Source organism: Streptomyces fulvoviolaceus, assembly GCF_000718165.1.
Lineage (GTDB): Bacteria > Actinomycetota > Actinomycetes > Streptomycetales > Streptomycetaceae > Streptomyces > Streptomyces fulvoviolaceus.
This window is the reverse complement of sequence record NZ_JOEY01000034.1, coordinates 91,778-108,726: the sequence shown is the minus strand read 5'-3', so window position 1 is coordinate 108,726 and position 16,949 is coordinate 91,778. Positions and strand designations below refer to the sequence as shown.

The following is a 16,949-nucleotide window of genomic DNA, read 5'->3' as shown; positions in this document are numbered from 1 at the left end:
CCGGAGGGGCTGGATTTTGCCGGCCGAGGCTGGACTTTCCCGGCTGGGGCTTGATCTTTTCAGCCCGTCCGGCGTTTGAGGACGAGGCCCCTTCAGGGCTGAAAAGGGGGGTCTGGGGGCGCAGCCGCCAGGGACGGGAATGGGAAGGGGCGGCGGGGGCGAAAACAGCGAGCTACTCGTCGGTCGCCGCCGCAGGCAATGCCGCGCGCGGCCGCTGCCAGCCCCGCGACCCCCGCGCCAGCAGCCACGCCGTGGTTTCCTCGGCGGGCATCGCGGCAGCCACCAGCCACCCCTGTACCGCATCACAGCCCAGGTCCCGCAACCGCTCCCAGGTCTCGTCGTCCTCGACGCCCTCGGCGACCACGAGGAGGCCGAGCGAGTGAGCCAGATCCACCGTGCAGCGCACGATCTCCGCGTCCTCGGCGTCGACGGCCAGCTTGGCCACGAACGAGCGGTCGATCTTCAGCTCGCTCACCGGCAGCCGCCGTAGATGCACCAGGGACGAATACCCCGTGCCGAAGTCGTCCAGGGACATCTTCACGCCGTGCCCGGTGAGCCCGGCGAGGGTGTCGGCGGCGCGCTGCGGGTCCTCGAGCAGCACGTGCTCGGTTATCTCCAGCTGGAGCGATCCCGCGGGGACGCCGTGGCGGGCCAGGCGCGCGGCGACCGAGCCCGCGAACCCGGGTGTGTGGACGTCACGCGGGGAGACGTTGACCGCGACCGGGACGAACAGCCCCTGGGCGCGCCACCGGGCGACCTGGGCGAGGGCCGTGTCCAGCACGTACTCCGTGAGGTGGGGCATCAGCCCGGAGGACTCGGCGATCGCGATGAACTCGTCCGGCGGGACCTTGCCGCGCTCGGGGTGCACCCAGCGGACCAGGGCCTCCAGGCCGGCCACCTGTCCGTCGAAGCGGACCTTGGGCTGGTAGTGCAGCTGGACCTCGTGCGCGTCCAGGGCCCGGCGCAGATCGCCGAGCAGACCGAGCCGGTCCGGGGTGTTCGAGTCCCGCTTGGACTCGTAGACCTCTACGCCCGTACGGTCCCGCTTCGCCTGGTACATCGCCACGTCCGCCCGCCGCAGCAGGCCTTCGGCATCGAGGGCGTGGTCGGGGAAGACGGCGACTCCGGCGCTGGCCTCCAGGACGAGGGTGAGCCCGTCGAGGTCGAGCGGGGAGCTGAGGGCTCCGACGAGGCCCCGGGCGACCCGGGTCGCGGAGGTCGTGGAGTCGGCGACCGGCAGTAACACGGCGAACTCGTCGCCGCCGAGCCGCGCCGCCTCCGCCCCGCGCGGCAGCGCCACCCGCAGCCGGTCGGCTATCTGCAGCAGCAGCCGGTCACCGGCGAGGTGACCCAGGGTGTCGTTGACCGATCGAAAACGGTCGAGGTCTATCAGCATCAGGGCGGATCGGGCGCCGATGCGCTCGGCGTCGTCCAGAGCGGTCCAGATGCGCTCCAGCAGCCACTGGCGGTTGGGCAGCCCGGTCAGCGGATCGCGCAGTTGCTCCTCCGCCCTGGCCCGGGCCATCCACAGGGTGGAGTCGAGGGCTATGAGGGGGATGGCGAACAGCGGCAGCAGGACGGGCTTTGCGGTGGCGACCACGCAGACCAGCGGGGCGATGCCGAGCAGCGCGACCGCGACCAGGCCCTGTCTGACCAGCGCGGAGCGGGCGACGGTGGGCAGGCCGACGTGGCGCGGAGCGTGCAGATACCAGCCCAGGATGCGGGTGACCGCGAGATAGGAGACCGCGACCAGCACCACCTCGGGGGCGGTGTAGAGGGTCCAGGTGTCGGGGTTCCAGGGGTTCTCGACGGACGGCACCCGGCCGAACACACCGAGGAGCATCGCTCCGACGGCGATGCCGAGGATGTCCACCGCGCCGTGCAGGACGCCCTGCCGCCAGCGGTGGCGCCTGGCTATGCCGACCAGCAGGACGACGGTGAGGCTGACCATTCCGGCGGCCACCCAGCCGTACAGCAGCAGGACGGCGAGGGTGAGGGCGGCGCCCGAGCCCGTGCCGCCCCACCAGCGGGCGCGGCCGAGCGCGACCAGATGGCCGACGATGACGCCGGTCAGCACGGCCAGGGACCAGCCGACGGCGCCGGACGGGAAGAGCGCGTGGTTGCCGCTGAACGCCCGGTAGAAGCCGGCGCCCAGGACGAAACCGGCCGCCGCGACGACCGCCGTGGGCAGCGCGGGCCAGGACAGGTGCCGGTCCGGCTCGGCGCCCGGCACTCCGGAGGCGCGCTCGGCGGTGAGCTGTGCGGCACCGGGGCCGCCGGACATGCTGAACTGTCCGCCGGCGCGCCCCTCGACGGCCGGACGCTCCGAAGGCCGCCCGGCCCATCGACTCGTCCGCCATGCGCCGGCCATCCGGCGCAGGCGTGAGTCCGGGGCGGCGCTCTCGGTCGGTTCCATTCCCGTCCCTCTCACAGCCGGCGGTGCCCACGCCACGCGGCCCGGTCGCCCGACAAAACCCTCGACGGTGCCGCGTTGGAAAGCCCTTCCCGCTGCTCCTGAAGGCTCTTCAGGAGCAAAGGGATGCCCCAACCGCAGCTGGGCACGGCAGGCGCACGTCTCAACAGTAGGCCGCAGAAGGCTTCCACGGGCAGCGGTCGTCGACGGTTGCCCGAATGCGCCCCGGCCACCCGTATGCATCTGGTATGCGCCGATCGGGTGGCCTTCAACCGCTACTCCTCGCTCTCCTCTGCCGGAAGTGCGACTTCGGCCGCTGCCTCGGGGCCCTGCTCCAGCAGGACGGTGAACCCGTCCTCGTTCAGAACCGGCACCTTCAGCTGCATCGCCTTGTCGTACTTCGATCCTGGATTGTCACCCACAACGACAAAAGAAGTCTTCTTCGAAACAGAACCGGTCACTTTCGCGCCCCGAATCTGCAACGCCTCCTTGGCTCCGTCGCGGGTGAAGTGTTCGAGGGTGCCGGTGACGACGACGGTGAGTCCTTCGAGGGGACGGGGGCCCTCGTCCTCGCCGGAGCCCTCCTCCTCCATGCGGACGCCGGCGGCCTTCCACTTGCGGAGGATCTCCTGGTGCCACTCCTCGGCGAACCACTCCTTGAGGGACTTCGCGATGATCGCGCCGACCCCGTCGGTGTTCGCCAGCTCCTCCTCCGTGGCCTGCTCGATGCGGTCGATCGAGCGGAACTCGCGGGCGAGCGCCTCGGCGGCGACCGGTCCGACGTGACGGATCGACAGGCCGGTGAGGACACGGGCGAGCGGGCGCTCCTTGGCCGCGGCGATGTTCTCCAGCATGGCGACCGCGTTCTTCTTGGGCTCGCCCTGCTGGTTGGCGAAGACCGTGGCGACCTTCTCCTCGCCGGTCTTCGGGTCGCGCTTGGGCAGGCCGCTGTCCTGGTCGAGGACGTACGCCTTGATGGGCAGCAGCTGCTCGATGGTGAGGTCGAACAGGTCGCCCTCGTCCGTCAGCGGCGGATCGGCGGGCTCCAGCGGCTTGGTCAGGGCCGCGGCGGCGACGTACCCGAAGTGCTCGATGTCCAGTGACTTGCGGCCCGCGAGGTAGAACAGGCGCTCCCGCAACTGGGCGGGGCAGGTGCGGGCGTTCGGGCAGCGCAGGTCGACGTCGCCCTCCTTCATCGGCCTCAGCGGCGTGCCGCACTCGGGGCACTCGCTCGGCATCACGAACTCGCGCTCGCTGCCGTCGCGCAGGTCGACGACCGGGCCGAGGATCTCCGGGATGACGTCACCGGCCTTGCGCAGCACCACGGTGTCGCCGATGAAAACGCCCTTGGCCTTGACGACGTCCTGGTTGTGGAGGGTGGCGAACTCGACCTCCGAGCCCGCGACGGTGACCGGTTCAACCTGCGCGTACGGCGTGACCCGGCCCGTACGGCCCACGCCCACGCGGATGTTGATGAGCTTGGTGTTCACCTCTTCGGGCGCGTATTTGTATGCGATCGCCCAGCGCGGTGCGCGGGAGGTGGAGCCGAGCCGTCCCTGGAGCGGGATCTCGTCCAGCTTGACGACGGCGCCGTCGATCTCGTGCTCCACCGAGTGCCGGTTCTCGCCGTAGTACGCGATGAACTCCCGTACGCCGTCGAGGTCGTCGACCACCCTGTTGTGCTGGGCGGTGGGCAGGCCCCAGGTCTTGAGGAGGTCGTAGCCCTGGGAGAGGCGGGTCATGCCGTCGAAGCCCTCCAGGGCTCCGATGCCGTGGACGACCATGTGGAGGGGGCGGGTGGCGGTGACGCGCGGGTCCTTCTGGCGCAGCGAACCGGCCGCGGCGTTGCGCGGGTTGGCGAAGGGCTTGTCGCCGGCCTCGACCAGGCGGGCGTTGAGCTCCTCGAACTTCTCCATCGGGAAGTAGACCTCGCCGCGGATCTCCACGAGGTCGGGGACGCGGTCGCCCTTGAGGCGGTCCGGGATCTCCGCGATCGTGCGGACGTTGGGCGTGATGTCCTCGCCGGTGCGGCCGTCGCCGCGGGTCGCCGCGCGGGTGAGACGGCCGTGCTCGTAGGTGAGGTTGACGGCGAGGCCGTCGACCTTGAGCTCGCACAGGAGGTGGTAGTCGGAGGTGCCGACGTCCTTGGCGACGCGCTCGGCCCAGGCCGCCAACTCCTCGTCGCTGAAGGCGTTGTCGAGGGAGAGCATGCGGGAGCGGTGCTGGACGGAGGTGAACTCCGTCTCGTACGCCCCCGCGACCTTCTGGGTCGGCGAGTCGGGCGTGCGCAGCTCGGGGTACTCCTCCTCCAGCGCCTCCAGGGAGCGCAGGAGCTTGTCGAATTCCGCGTCGCTGACGACCGGAGCGTCGTTCACGTAGTACCGGAAGCGGTGCTCCTCGATCTGCTCAGCGAGCTGCGCGTGCTTCTCCCGTGCCTGAGCGGGCACCGTCGTCTCCGCTTGCTTTTCGCCGGCCACCGTATTGTCCTCCCGTTACTCTGGGTTGTCCGCGAGGGATCTCGCCGCCTGGACGCAGTGGGCGAGAGCCTTGCGCGCGTACGCGGGGGAAGCCCCCGCGAGTCCGCACGACGGCGTGAGCGTGACGGCCTCCGCGAGAAGCCCCGGATGCAGCCCCAGCCTGCGCCACAGCGTCCTGACACCCATGACGCTACCGGCAGGGTCTGACAACGGGCCGTCCGTGCCCGCCACGACACCGGCGAAGAGCCGGGTGCCCCCTTCCACGGCCTCGCCGATGGCGTCGTCGTCACGCTCGGTGAGGAGGCTGAAGTCGAAGGAGATCGCTGCCGCGCCCGCCCTTCGCAGGAGGGCGAACGGGACGTCCGGTGCGCACGAGTGGACCACCACGGGGTCGTCGCCGTGAACCCCGATGACGTCCCGGAGGGTCGACTCGACGAGCTGGCGGTCGGGGGCGCGGTACGTGCGGTAGCCGCTGGCTGTCTTGACGTGTCCTGTCAGTACGGCGATGAGGGACGGCTCGTCGAGCTGGAGGACGAGCTGGGCGCCGGGGACGCGGCGCCTGACCTCCTCCAGGTGCAGCCGCAGGCCTTCGGCGAGTGAGCCGGCGAGGTCCCTGCAGGCGCCGGGGTCGGAGAGGGCCGCCTCGCCGTTCCTCAGCTCCAGGGCTGCGGCGAGGGTCCAGGGGCCGACGGCCTGTACCTTCAGCTGGCCCTCGTAGCCCTGGGTGCACTCCTCCAGCGCGTCGAGGTCTTCGCCCAGCCACGACCTGGCCCGCTTGGTGTCCCGACCCGGCCGGTCGCCGATCCGCCAGCCGCTGGGCTCCACGCGCGCGTACATCTCGACGAGCATCCCTGCGGTGCGGCCGATCATGTCGGCGCCGGGGCCTCGGGCGGGGAGTTCGGGCAGGAACGGGAAGTCCTCGAAGGAACCGGTGGCTGTCCTGGCGGCCTCCCTGGCGTCGCCGCCGGGCAGGGAGCCGATGCCTGTGGCTGCGCCGAAGGTGGGGTTTGCGTTCACGGGGTGCAGCCTACGTAGGTGTTGGCGTGCCGGGTGTCGGCGCGGGCCCCGGCTGTTCTCGCCCCCGCCGCCCCTACCCGTCCCATCCCGGGGGCTCCGCCCCCGGACCCCCGCTCCTCAAACGCCGGAGGGGCTGAATTTTTCAGCCCCTCCGGCGTTTGAGGACGAGGCGGCAGCCCCCAGGGGCGGCGGGGGCGAGGAAAATCCCGTCAGTGACCCGGCCGTACCGTCAGGTCGTTGATCTCCGCGTCCCTCGGCAGGTCGATCGCCGTCAGGATCGTCGTCGCGACCGACTCCGGGTCGATCCACCGAGACGCGTCGTACTCCTTGCCCTCCTGCTGGTGGACCTTGGCCTGCATCGGGCTGGCCGTGCGGCCGGGGTACACCGAGGTGACGCGGACTCCGTTGCCGTGCTCCTCGTGGCGGAGGGAGTCGGCCAGGGCCTTCAGGCCGTGCTTCGACGCCGCGTACGCCGACCACTCGGCACTGGCCCGCAGCCCCGCCCCCGAGTTCACGAACACCACGTGGCCGTGGGCGACGCGGAGTTGGGGCAGGAAGTGCCGGGTCAGCTCGGCGGGCGCGATGAGGTTGACGTTGAGCTGATGGCGCCAGGACTTCGGGGTCAGGTCACCGACCGGGCCGAGGTCGACCACGCCGGCGATGTGCAGCAGCGAGTCCACCCGGTCCGGGAGCGTCTGGTGCGAGAAGGCCCAGCTCAGCTTGTCCGGGTCCGCCAGGTCGCCCACGAGGGTCCGCGCACCGGGGAACTCAGCCGCCAGCTCCTTCGCCCGGCCAGCGTCGCGCGCGTGGAGGACGAGTTCGTCCCCGCGCGCGTGCAGTCGGCGGGCGACGGCCGCGCCGATGCCGGAGCCCGCTCCGGTGATCACATGTGTAGCCATGTCCGCCATGCTCGCATCACGCGCGCGTGGGCATTACACACGCCTCATGCGACGCCTTGGCCCTCCTCCAGGTACGCCAGCGCCCCCACCGGCTCCTCCGCGAAGAACACCAGGTCGGTCAGCGGGCGGGGCAGGAACCCCTCGTCCTCCATGCGGCGGAACTGCGTCTTGAGGCCGTCGTAGAAGCCCGCGGTGTTCAACAACACCACCGGCTTGTCCGTGTGCCCGTGCTTCTTCAGCTCCAGGATCTCGGTCGCCTCGTCGAGCGTGCCCGTGCCGCCCACCATGATCACGACCGCGTCGGCGTTCTCCAGGAGCAGCTTCTTTCGCTCGGCGAGGTCACGCGCGACGACCATCTCGTCGGCCCCCTGGCGTGCCTTGGCCGCCAGGAAGTCCACGGAGACGCCCAGCAGCCGGCCGCCCGCCTCCTGCACCCCGTCGGCGACCACCTTCATGAGCCCGACGTCCGAACCGCCCCAGACCAGCGTGTGACCGCCCTTGCCCAGCAGTTTCGCGAACTCCCGCGCGGGGCGCGTGTAACGCTCGTCGAGATCGGCCGCGGAGAGGAAGACGCAGATTCGCATGAAGCCACCGTACGCGGGAAGAACCAGGGGCCCGCGAGCGCTTTTCCGGTATGGCTGATGGACACACGATCACGATCGAACAGGGCACGCAGCGCGTACGGGTCGTCCACGGCGACCAGGTACTGGCGGAGAGCGAACGGCCCCTTCTCCTGCGGGAGACGGGCTGTCCCGTGCGGTACTACCTCCCCGCCGAGGACGTACGGCTCGACCTGCTGACCCCCTCCGACACCCACACCTACTGCCCGTTCAAGGGAACGGCCTCCTACTGGTCGCGGCCTGACGCGCCGGACCTGGTGTGGACCTACCCCGAGCCCAAGCCCGACGTCGCCCAGATCAAGGACCACCTCTGCTTCTACGAAGTAGAAGCCGTCGGGTGACCGATTAGTTCCGTGCCCGCCGGCGGTCTCCACAGGTATGGACAAGAAGACTCTTTCGCACGACGGCACTCCCCTCGCGTACGGGCGCACCGGCCAGGGTCCTACGGTCGTCCTCGTCCCCGGCGCCATGTCGACGGGCGGCACCGTGGCGCCCCTGGCCGAGCCCCTGTCCGACCGCTTCAGCGTTGTCGTGTACGACCGTCGAGGCCGCGGTGAGAGCGGTGACACGACTCCGTACGCGGTGGAGCGCGAGGTCGAGGACCTGGCCGCGCTCATCGCGGCGAACGGCGGTGACGCGGCGCTCTGCGGCATCTCGTCCGGAGGTGCGCTGGTGCTGGAAGCGGCGGCGAGCGGGCTGCCGCTGCGTCAGGTCGCCGTGTACGAGACGCCGTTCGCCGACTTCTCCGAACACGGCGCGAAGGAGCGCGCCGAGTACACCGAGAACCTCACCGCGGCGCTCGCGGCGGGCCGGCGCGGAGACGCCGTCGAGCTGTTCCTCCGGCTCACCGGCATGGCCGACGAGATGATCCAGGCCGCCCGCCGGTCCCCCATGTGGCCCGGCATGGAGGCCGCCGCACCGAGTCTCGCCTACGACGACGCCGTGCTGGGCGATGGTTTGGTGCCCCGGGACCGGCTGGCCTCGATCACCGTCCCCGTGCTGGCCGTCGCGGGCGGCGCGAGCCCCGACTGGCTGCGCGAGGCGACCAGGGCGGTGGCGGAGGCGGCGCCGAAGGGGTCGTACCGGAGCCTGGAGGGTCAGACGCACATGGTGGATCCGAACGCCCTGGCGCCGGTGCTCGCCGACTTCTTCACGCGGTAGCGCCCGCCGTCGCGCGCGTGGTCGACGCGATCGTCGCCGAGCCCACCACGCGCGTGCCGTCGTACAGCACGATCGCCTGGCCGGGAGCCACGCCCCGGACGGGCTCCGTGAAGGACACCTCCAGGGTGCCGTCGACCAGTTCGGCGGTGACCTCTGTCTCGCCGCCGTGGGCGCGGAGCTGGGCGGTGTAGGTGTCGGGGCCGGTCGGGGCGGCCCCGCACCAGCGCGGCTTGACGGCCGTCAGCGCGTTCACGTCCAGGGCGGTGGCGGGGCCTACCGTCACCGTGTTGTCCACCGGGGAGATGTCCAGGACGTAGCGCGGCTTGCCGTCGGCGGCCGGGGTGCCGATGCGCAGGCCCTTGCGCTGGCCGATGGTGAAGCCGTACGCGCCCTCGTGCGTGCCGAGCTTCTCTCCCGACTCGTCGACGATGTCGCCCTCCGCCTTGCCGAGGCGGCCGGCGAGGAAGCCCTGGGTGTCGCCGTCGGCGATGAAGCAGATGTCGTGCGAGTCCGGCTTCTTGGCCACCGCCAGGCCCCGGCGCTCGGCCTCGGCGCGGATCTCGTCCTTCGTCGTGACCGTGTCGCCGAGCGGGAACAGGGCGTGGGCGAGCTGCCGGTCGTCCAGGACCCCGAGGACGTACGACTGGTCCTTCGCCATGTCGGAGGCGCGGTGCAGCTCGCGCGCGCCGTCCGCGCGGACGATCACCTGGGCGTAGTGGCCGGTGCAGACCGCGTCGAAGCCGAGGGCGAGCGCCTTGTCGAGCAGGGCGGCGAACTTGATCTTCTCGTTGCAGCGCAGGCAGGGGTTCGGCGTGCGGCCGGCCTCGTACTCGGCGACGAAGTCCTCGACCACGTCCTCACGGAAGCGGTCGGCGAGGTCCCAGACGTAGAACGGGATGCCGATGACGTCCGCGGCCCGTCGGGCGTCGCGTGAGTCCTCGATGGTGCAACAGCCGCGCGCGCCCGTGCGGAACGATTGAGGGTTCGCCGAGAGGGCGAGGTGGACACCGGTCACGTCGTGGCCGGCTTCCGCGGCACGGGCGGCGGCGACGGCGGAGTCCACTCCGCCGGACATGGCGGCTAGTACGCGAAGGGGGCGCTGCGGGGTGTCAGTCATAACCCTTCAAGAGTACGGGGCGGCGGGAACCAGGGCCCACGAGTATCCGTTGAAGATCGCATGGGGGAGAGAAAGGCGCCGAAGGGCGCCGCCAAGGACACCGACCGGCGCATCGGGCGACGGGCGCTGCTGATCGGCGGGACAGCCGCCGCCGTGGGCTCGGCGGTGCTGGCCCGCGACGAGCTGGCGCGCCTGTGGTGGCGCGTGCCCAGTGTCGAGAAGCCGCGCAAGGAGGGCGAGGTCGACTACGCGGGCGCCCGCTGGGTGGCGGCGTCCGACGCGAACTGGCGGCGCGCGGACCGGCCCGACGACTACGGCATAGACATGGTGGTCATCCATGTCACCCAGGGCAGCTTCGACAGCGCGGTGAAGGTGTTCCAGGACCCGGGGCACGGCGCGGCCGCGCACTACATCGTCCGCAAGGACGGTCACGTCACGCAGATGATCCGCGAGTTGGACGTGGCGTACCACGCGGGCAACCGCGACTACAACGAGCGCAGTGTCGGCATCGAGCACGAGGGCTTCGTGGACCGCCCGCAGGACTTCACCGACGAGATGTACGAGGCCTCTGCGCGGCTCACGGCCCGGATATGCGCGCGGTACGACATCCCCGTCGACCGGGAGCACATCATCGGGCATGTGGAGGTGCCGGGCACGGATCACACGGATCCGGGGCCGGGCTGGGAGTGGGACCGGTATCTGCGGCTGGTGCGGAAGGCACGCGGCACCGACACCGACACGGGCGAGGCGTAGCAGCGCAGCCGACAATCCCCTGACGGTTCCCCACCTTGACGAGCAGTGTGATGCAAGTCACGTGTGCGCGATGCCTTTAACGATTCATTAAGCCCACTCGCCCGATGTGTCCCACACCCTGATCTTGACCTGCGGCACGCCAACTTGGCTTTCTCTCAGGGGAGTTGGTGTACGCAGTTACACACGGCGTTTCCACAGCCTCCCTGGCTCGCTCCTAACTTCGCCCCAGTCTTCACATAGCCCTTAGACCAAGGCTCCGTGGCCATGACCTACACCACAGATCCCGCCTCGGGCGAGGACCGGCAGGGCAAAGGCGCCCACGCAAGACGCGACCGGGGCGGCAAGGCCGAACACACCAAGACCACCAAGGGCCGGGGCGGCAAGGGCCTGCACCGGCGGAAGTTCCTCGGCGGAATGGCCGGGGTCGGGCTGGCCGCCGTAGGGGCGGCCGGGGCGACCTTCTCCCTCCTCACCGAGGGCAACAGCAACAAGGCGGCCGCCGCGGACGGCACGCTCACCATCCCCGACCTGCTGGAGGGCACCACCTCCGACGGCACCACCACCTTCACCCTGGAGGCACAGACCGGCACCAGCGAGGTGATCAGCGGCGTCAGCAGCACGACGGCCGGTTACAACCAGTCGTACCTGGGCCCGACCATGAAGTGGACCAACGGCGACACGGTCCTGCTGAACATCACCAACAGCCTGGGCGACGACACCACCGTCCACTTCCACGGCGCCCACATCCCGCCCAAGATGGACGGCGGCCCGCAGAACGCCTTCTCCGACGGCACGACCTGGTCCCCCACCTTCGAGATCAAGGACGAGGCCAAGACCCTCTGGTACCACCCGCACGCCCTGGGCACCACGGCCGAGCAGGTCGTGCACGGCCTGGCCGGGATGATCATCGTCGAGGACGACTCGGACGCCTCGGCCGCGCTGCCGAGCGAGTACGGCGTCGACGACATCCCGATCATCCTGCAGTGTCTGGCCACCGACACCTCGGGCGACATCAAGTACGACCTGACCGGCTACCTGACCACGGGGCTGACCTACCCGGTGCTGTGCAACGGTACCAACGTCGACTCGACCACCCTCGGGTTCACGGCCACCAAGACACGTACACGCTTCCGCGTGCTCAACGCCTCCCCCGCCGACATCATGACCGTCCAGCGCAGCGACGGCGGGACCCTCACCCAGATCGCCACCGACCAGGGCTATCTGACCGAGGCCACCGAGGTGACCTCCATCCGGCTGGTGGCGGGCGCCCGCGCCGAGTTCGTCCTCGATCTCAGCGATGCGGTGACGCTCCAGGCGGTCGTCACCACCGGCTGGATCCGCGGCGGCAGCGGCACGTACGACTTCCTGACCGTGACGCCGGACGCCTCCGACACCCCCGACGACCTGCCGAGCACGCTCAACACGATCACCCGGTACGACACGACCGACTTCGCCGCCCGCACGATCACCCTCGGGCAGAGCAGTGGCACGACGATGAACATCAACGGCTCGGTCGGCACCAGCATGGACTCGATGGCGACGATCATGACCACCCTCGACGCCGAGGAGGTCTGGACGATCTCCAACACCACGCAGTTGGAACACTCCTTCCACCTGCACGACGTGCCGTTCCAGCTCATCGAGATCAACGGAGAGGAGCCCACCGGCGTCGACCTCGGCTGGTTCGACACCTTCGAGGTGGTCGGCGGCGGCTCCATCAAGATCGCGATGAAGTTCACCGACTTCACGGATGACACGTACATGTACATGCTCCACTGCCATCTGCTCCAGCACGAGGACGAGGGCATGATGGCGGCCCTCATGGTGATGGACAGCTAGCACCTGCCCGCCGCCCCATAGGACGGCTGCCGCCGGCAGTGGAAGTGCCGGCGGCAGCCTGCGTCGGAAGTTAGAGCAACAGCCGCACAGTGTCGACACTTAGCCCTGATATTGAGAGAGGACTCCTATATTCGGGCGGAGTGTCGACACCTCAACCGGGTCGCTACGTCAGCCCCGCCGCGCGGGCGCGTTCCACCGCCGGGCCGATCGCCTTCTCCACCGCTTCTACGTCCGCCTCGGTGGAGGTGTGCCCGAGGGAGAAGCGCAGGGTGCCACGGGCCAGGTCGGGGTCGGTGCCGGTGGCGAGGAGGACGTGGCTGGGCTGGGCGACGCCGGCGGTGCAGGCGGAGCCGGTGGAGCACTCGATGCCCTGGGCGTCCAGGAGCAGGAGCAGGGAGTCGCCCTCGCAGCCCGGGAACGTGAAGTGGGCGTTGGCCGGGAGGCGGCCCTCCGAGGAGGGATCGCCGCCCAGGATCGCGTCCGGGACGGCCCCCCGGACCGCCTCGACCAGGGCGTCGCGCAGGGTGCCGATCTCCCGGGCGAACCATTCGCGCTGCTCGGCGGCGAGCCGGCCGGCCACCGCGAAGGAGGCGATGGCGGGGACGTCGAGGGTGCCGGAGCGGACGTGGCGCTCCTGACCGCCGCCGTGCAGGACGGGTACGGGGGTGTACTCACGGCCCAGGAGCAGCGCGCCGATGCCGTACGGGCCGCCGATCTTGTGGCCCGAGACCGTCATCGCGGCGAGGCCGGAGGCGGCGAAGTCGACGGGGATCTGTCCGAAGGCCTGGACGGCGTCCGCGTGCAGGGGGACGCCGAACTCGGCGGCGACGTCGGCGAGTTCGCGGACCGGCAGGATCGTGCCGATCTCGTTGTTCGCCCACATGACGGTGGCCAGGGCGACGTCGTCGGGGTTGCGGGCGATCGCCTTGTGCAGGGCGTCGGGGTGGACACGGCCGTACGAGTCGACCGGGAGGTACTCGACGGTGGCACCCTCGTGCTCGCCGAGCCAGTGGACGGCGTCGAGGACGGCGTGGTGCTCGACGGGGCTGGCCAGGATGCGGGTGCGGTTCGGGTCGGCGTCGCGGCGGGACCAGTACAGGCCCTTGACGGCGAGGTTGTCGGCCTCGGTGCCGCCGGAGGTGAAGACGACCTCGCTGGGACGGGCGCCGAGCGCTTCCGCGAGGGTTTCGCGGGCTTCTTCGACGGTTCGCCTCGCGCGGCGGCCGGCTGCGTGGAGGGCGGAGGCATTGCCGGTGATGCCCAGCTGTGCGGTGAGCGCCTCGACTGCCTCGGGAAGCATCGGGGTGGTCGCGGCGTGGTCGAGGTATGCCATGGTGACGCCGATTCTACGGCGCGGGTTCCCTGCGGTCGGCTTGGGTCGCGGGCGCCTTGCGCGGGCTGCGGCTGAAGTTGGTCGCGACGTACCCGGCGCTGTCGGCCCTGCCCACCCGCTCCGCCCTGCGGAAGGACTGCCCACGGCGGTGGCGGATTGACCACCGACGGCGGTGGCGGTGGCGACTCGACTCCCAACGGCGGTGGCGGGGCGGCTCGACGGGCGCCGGCGGTGGCGGGGCGGCTCGACGGGCGCCGGCGGTGGCGGTGGCGACTCGGCCGGCCCCGGCGGTGGCGGATCGGCGGCCACGGTGGTGGCGGATCGCCCGTCCGCAGCCACAGCGGTCAACGGGCGACGGCGGCGGGCGGCAGGCTCAGAAGCTCCAGGACACCGTACTGTCCATCTCCATGAACGCCACCAGGACCAGCAGGTCGGCGATGCCGAGGCCCAGGCCCAGGAGCGCGCGGCCGCGGCGGGCGGTTCCGCGCCACAGGGCCGCTCCCGCGAGCGCGATGGCGATCGGGCCGAGGAAGAGGTTGAGGACGAGCAGGCCGACGAGGCCGAGGATGAAGGACGCGACGGCCATGCCGTCGGCGTCGCGGGTGCCGGTGCGCGGCGTGGCGGAGGCGGTGAGTTGCATGACGGGTCAGCTCCCAAGGGGACGTAGGGCGGAAGGTCAGTTGGTGGACGCGCCGCGGCGGCGGCCGAGGTGCTCGCGGAGCGCGAAGATGCCGAGCCAGGCGGCGATGACGGTGCCGGCGACGACGGTGAAGGTGAGCGGTGCGTGGGCGACAGTGCCCATGACAACGCCGAGAAGCAGAAGTGCGGCGACAAGGAACACCATGGGATGGATCCCCCTCCGAGATGGTGACGAGACGGTTCTCGTTACGTTTCGGTGAACAGTTGTAGTAACACTTGTTCACTGACTACGGAGTCTAGCGCGCCGTACGACTTTCCAATTACGGAGAACAGTTGTTAACTGGATGACATGAGTCACACTCTCGGCATCCGACAGGCCCAGAAGCAGAAAACCCGGCAGTCGCTCCTGGACGCGGCGCTCGGGCTGTTGGAGGAGCAGAGCCTGAGCAGCCTGGGTCTGCGCGAGGTCACGCGTGCCGTCGGTGTCGCCCCGACCGCCTTCTACCGGCACTTCCGCTCCACCGCGGATCTCGGCGTGGCCCTGGTCGAGGAGGCGCTCGGCAGCCTGCACCCGATGATCCGGACGACGGTCGCCGCGGCCGACACCAGCGAGGAACGCATAGTCCGCGCCGTCGAGTTGATCGCCCACCACGTGGACACGCACCCCGCCCACGTGCGCTTCATCGCCCGCGAGCGGCACGGCGGGGTCCAGCCGGTACGGGAGGCCATCCAGGGGCAACTGGCCCGGTTCGCCGAGGAGGTGCAGGCCGAGCTCGCCAAGGACCGTGAGTCCGTGGGCTGGAGCGACGACGACCTGCTGATGCTGGCGCACCTGTACGTCGACCAGATGCTGATCACTGCCTCCCTGTTCCTGGAGGCGTTGGAGGGCTCGGCGGAGGAGCGGGAGCGCGTCGCCCAGGTCGCCACCCGCCAGCTGCGGCTGATCAGCATCGGCCGCGACCACTGGCAGGACTGAGCGCGCCGACGACAGGGACACCCGGGCAACACACAGGGGCGGCACCCCCGTTCACCGGGAGTGCCGCCCCTGTCGTACGAGGTCCGAGGTCAGCTCTTGGTCGCCGTGGCTGCCGCGCTGGGGGCTCCGCTGGGCGCCGCACCGCCGGGGCCACCCTGGCCGCCCTGACCGCCGCCGCAGCCACCGCCGGGGCCGCCCTGGCCACCACCCTGACCGCCGCCGGGGCCACCGCTGGGCGCACCGGACGGCGCACCGCTCGGCGCGCCCGAGGGGGCACCGGACGGCTGGGCGGTCGCGTTGCCGGTGGGGGCGCCCGAGGGAGCACCGCTCGGCATGCCCGACGGGTTGCCGGACGGCGCCGCACAGGACTCCGTCCCGGAGTCGCCGCTGTTCGAGGAGGACGACGACGAGTCGCCCGAGCCACAGGCCACCAGGGCGAGGGGCGAGAGCGCCAGCAGGGCCACTGCGGGGATGAGACGCACACGCTTCATGAGGAACAACTCCAAGAAGGATGAGAAGGGTGAGGGAGTCCTGAGGCGGGCACTCAACCAACGCCCCTTGAGCGTTCCTTGGGACCGGACTGTCCCCGTCCTGTGCATAAGGCAAAGCACGACTAAAGCGTCCCCTCTGACCTGGGGTTATCCTCGGCCGCCTCGCCTACTCGCTGGTACAAGTCCGTGACAGAAGCGGCCGCCCGGGCCAGTTCCTCACGCACTTCCGGCGGGGAGAGAACCTCCACCCGGTCGGAGAACGCGAGCAGTTGGCGGGCCTCGCGGACGAAGCCGTACGACAGCCGGGCGGTCACCCAGTCGCCGGTGCCGTCACCCTCCGGGAGTTCCTCGGGGAGCTCGGCCAACTGGGCGGCGTTCAGGCGCCGGAACATGTCGAGGCGGTCCCGCCGGACCCGTACGACGACGTCGAACCCTCCGGGGCGTTCCTCGACCTGGCGGCGCAACTCCTCCCAGACGTCGGCGAGTTCGAGGCCGAGCCGGCGCCGCACCGCTTCCTCCAGCACGGTCGCGGACCGCATCCGGTCGGCGCGGAACAGCTGTGGCCGGCCGCGCCGGTCGGCGACCAGGTACCAGACGCCCGCCTTGGCGACGAGGCCGTACGGGTCGACGGTGCCGGTCCGCGTCTCCTTCGCGTCGCTGTGCCGGTAGCGCAGCCTCAGACGCCGGTCGGCGAAGACCGCGCCCTGCAGCACCTCCAGGTCGACGGCCTTCTGTGGTCCGCCCTTCCAGCGCGTGGCGTCGACGAGGATGCGGCGGGAGGCGACCTCGGCGGCCGGCCGTTGCGGGGCCGGCAGCGCGGCCATCACCTTGCGCAGGGCCGAGCCGAGGGCTGCGTCCAGACCGAGCGCGGCGTGCGCGCCTTGGGCGGCCACGATGAACAGCGCGCGGGACTCGTCGGCGGTCAGACCCGTGACGTCCGTACGGAACCCGGCGAGCAGTTCGATGCCGCCGTGCCGGCCGCGCTCGGCGTAGACCGGGACGCCGGAGGCGGACAGGGCCTCGATGTCGCGGTAGACGGTGCGCACGGACACCTCGAGCCGTTCGGCGAGTTCGTGTGCGGGGACGCGGCCGCGGGTCTGCAGGAGCAGCAGGATCGAGAGGAGGCGGTCGGACTTCACGGCACCAGGATCCCGCCGTACGGGTGGTCCCGGCACGCCGGGTCCGGGAGGCTCCGGAGAGGACCCGCTCTCCGA

At 70.8% G+C, this 16,949-nt stretch carries 16 protein-coding genes; 5 read left to right on the top strand and 11 right to left on the bottom strand.

What is annotated here, in order from left to right:
* Positions 1–172 precede the first annotated feature (172 nt).
* The 5 genes from IG08_RS0133440 to IG08_RS0133420 form a co-directional block, all read right to left on the bottom strand.
* Positions 173–2,416 (bottom strand): putative bifunctional diguanylate cyclase/phosphodiesterase, encoded by a 2,244-nt coding sequence (locus IG08_RS0133440; protein WP_030611236.1) that lies wholly within the window; start codon positions 2,414–2,416, stop codon positions 173–175.
* 272 nt (positions 2,417–2,688) lie between these two features.
* A complete protein-coding gene (gene ligA / locus IG08_RS0133435) occupies positions 2,689–4,890 on the bottom strand; it encodes an NAD-dependent DNA ligase LigA (protein WP_030611232.1) in 2,202 nt (733 codons plus the stop codon).
* Between the two features lie 15 nt (positions 4,891–4,905).
* A complete protein-coding gene (locus tag IG08_RS0133430; RefSeq protein WP_030611229.1) occupies positions 4,906–5,907 on the bottom strand; it encodes a methionine synthase in 1,002 nt (333 codons plus the stop codon).
* Between the two features lie 209 nt (positions 5,908–6,116).
* Positions 6,117–6,815, bottom strand: coding sequence for an SDR family oxidoreductase (locus tag IG08_RS0133425; RefSeq protein WP_030611226.1), 699 nt, complete (start codon positions 6,813–6,815; stop codon positions 6,117–6,119).
* Positions 6,816–6,850: 35 nt separating this feature from the next.
* Positions 6,851–7,390 (bottom strand): LOG family protein, encoded by a 540-nt coding sequence (locus IG08_RS0133420; protein ID WP_030611221.1) that lies wholly within the window; start codon positions 7,388–7,390, stop codon positions 6,851–6,853.
* Between the two features lie 50 nt (positions 7,391–7,440).
* Between IG08_RS0133420 and IG08_RS0133415 the strand changes: the two genes are divergently transcribed.
* Together IG08_RS0133415 and IG08_RS0133410 are read left to right on the top strand one after the other, a co-directional pair.
* Positions 7,441–7,767: a DUF427 domain-containing protein gene (locus IG08_RS0133415; RefSeq protein ID WP_030611217.1), complete on the top strand. Its 327-nt coding sequence runs from the start codon at positions 7,441–7,443 to the stop codon at positions 7,765–7,767.
* Between the two features lie 37 nt (positions 7,768–7,804).
* On the top strand, positions 7,805–8,587 hold the full coding sequence (locus tag IG08_RS0133410) for an alpha/beta fold hydrolase (RefSeq protein WP_030611214.1): 783 nt from the start codon (positions 7,805–7,807) through the stop codon (positions 8,585–8,587).
* Here IG08_RS0133410 and mnmA read toward each other — a convergent pair.
* Entirely contained in the window at positions 8,577–9,704 is a 1,128-nt protein-coding gene (gene mnmA / locus IG08_RS0133405) for a tRNA 2-thiouridine(34) synthase MnmA (RefSeq protein WP_030611211.1), read from the bottom strand. The two genes, IG08_RS0133410 and mnmA, sit on opposite strands and share 11 nt — an antisense overlap.
* A gap of 60 nt (positions 9,705–9,764) precedes the next feature.
* Here mnmA and IG08_RS0133400 point away from each other — a divergent pair, with 60 nt between their 5' ends.
* A complete protein-coding gene (locus IG08_RS0133400; RefSeq protein ID WP_030611208.1) occupies positions 9,765–10,457 on the top strand; it encodes an N-acetylmuramoyl-L-alanine amidase in 693 nt (230 codons plus the stop codon).
* A 264-nt stretch (positions 10,458–10,721) separates the two neighbouring features.
* Complete coding sequence (locus IG08_RS0133395; protein WP_030611205.1) at positions 10,722–12,296, top strand: multicopper oxidase family protein; 1,575 nt, start codon at positions 10,722–10,724, stop codon at positions 12,294–12,296.
* 163 nt (positions 12,297–12,459) lie between these two features.
* On the opposite strand, the gene IG08_RS0133390 is transcribed toward IG08_RS0133395, so the two are convergent.
* The 3 genes from IG08_RS0133390 to IG08_RS60790 form a co-directional block, all read right to left on the bottom strand.
* Positions 12,460–13,629 carry a cysteine desulfurase family protein gene (locus IG08_RS0133390; RefSeq protein ID WP_030611244.1) on the bottom strand — a complete coding sequence of 390 codons (1,170 nt, stop codon included), beginning with the start codon at positions 13,627–13,629 and terminating at the stop codon, positions 12,460–12,462.
* A gap of 373 nt (positions 13,630–14,002) precedes the next feature.
* Positions 14,003–14,269: a hypothetical protein gene (locus IG08_RS0133380; RefSeq protein WP_030611202.1), complete on the bottom strand. Its 267-nt coding sequence runs from the start codon at positions 14,267–14,269 to the stop codon at positions 14,003–14,005.
* 36 nt (positions 14,270–14,305) lie between these two features.
* Positions 14,306–14,473 (bottom strand): hypothetical protein, encoded by a 168-nt coding sequence (locus IG08_RS60790; RefSeq protein WP_030611199.1) that lies wholly within the window; start codon positions 14,471–14,473, stop codon positions 14,306–14,308.
* Between the two features lie 144 nt (positions 14,474–14,617).
* On the opposite strand from IG08_RS60790, the gene IG08_RS0133370 reads away from it, so the two are divergent.
* Positions 14,618–15,244 carry a TetR family transcriptional regulator gene (locus tag IG08_RS0133370; protein ID WP_030611196.1) on the top strand — a complete coding sequence of 209 codons (627 nt, stop codon included), beginning with the start codon at positions 14,618–14,620 and terminating at the stop codon, positions 15,242–15,244.
* A gap of 89 nt (positions 15,245–15,333) precedes the next feature.
* Here IG08_RS0133370 and IG08_RS57620 read toward each other — a convergent pair whose 3' ends face one another.
* Together IG08_RS57620 and IG08_RS0133365 are read right to left on the bottom strand one after the other, a co-directional pair.
* Complete coding sequence (locus IG08_RS57620) at positions 15,334–15,735, bottom strand: PT domain-containing protein (protein WP_078655845.1); 402 nt, start codon at positions 15,733–15,735, stop codon at positions 15,334–15,336.
* 122 nt (positions 15,736–15,857) lie between these two features.
* Positions 15,858–16,874 (bottom strand): helix-turn-helix transcriptional regulator, encoded by a 1,017-nt coding sequence (locus IG08_RS0133365; RefSeq protein WP_030611193.1) that lies wholly within the window; start codon positions 16,872–16,874, stop codon positions 15,858–15,860.
* Between the last annotated feature and the right edge of the window lie 75 nt (positions 16,875–16,949).

Excerpts from the sequence above, each read along its gene's own strand:
- IG08_RS0133440 (WP_030611236.1), bottom strand. The coding sequence starts at position 2,416 with ATGGAACCGACCGAGAGCGCCGCCCCGGACTCACGCCTGCGCCGGATG.
- IG08_RS0133425 (WP_030611226.1), bottom strand. The coding sequence starts at position 6,815 with ATGGCGGACATGGCTACACATGTGATCACCGGAGCGGGCTCCGGCATC.
- IG08_RS0133420 (WP_030611221.1), bottom strand. The coding sequence starts at position 7,390 with ATGCGAATCTGCGTCTTCCTCTCCGCGGCCGATCTCGACGAGCGTTAC.
- IG08_RS0133415 (WP_030611217.1), top strand. The coding sequence starts at position 7,441 with ATGGCTGATGGACACACGATCACGATCGAACAGGGCACGCAGCGCGTA.
- IG08_RS0133410 (WP_030611214.1), top strand. The coding sequence starts at position 7,805 with ATGGACAAGAAGACTCTTTCGCACGACGGCACTCCCCTCGCGTACGGG.
- mnmA (WP_030611211.1), bottom strand. The coding sequence starts at position 9,704 with ATGACTGACACCCCGCAGCGCCCCCTTCGCGTACTAGCCGCCATGTCC.
- IG08_RS0133400 (WP_030611208.1), top strand. The coding sequence starts at position 9,765 with ATGGGGGAGAGAAAGGCGCCGAAGGGCGCCGCCAAGGACACCGACCGG.
- IG08_RS0133395 (WP_030611205.1), top strand. The coding sequence starts at position 10,722 with ATGACCTACACCACAGATCCCGCCTCGGGCGAGGACCGGCAGGGCAAA.
- IG08_RS0133390 (WP_030611244.1), bottom strand. The coding sequence starts at position 13,629 with ATGGCATACCTCGACCACGCCGCGACCACCCCGATGCTTCCCGAGGCA.
- IG08_RS0133380 (WP_030611202.1), bottom strand. The coding sequence starts at position 14,269 with ATGCAACTCACCGCCTCCGCCACGCCGCGCACCGGCACCCGCGACGCC.
- IG08_RS60790 (WP_030611199.1), bottom strand. The coding sequence starts at position 14,473 with ATGGTGTTCCTTGTCGCCGCACTTCTGCTTCTCGGCGTTGTCATGGGC.
- IG08_RS0133370 (WP_030611196.1), top strand. The coding sequence starts at position 14,618 with ATGAGTCACACTCTCGGCATCCGACAGGCCCAGAAGCAGAAAACCCGG.
- IG08_RS57620 (WP_078655845.1), bottom strand. The coding sequence starts at position 15,735 with ATGAAGCGTGTGCGTCTCATCCCCGCAGTGGCCCTGCTGGCGCTCTCG.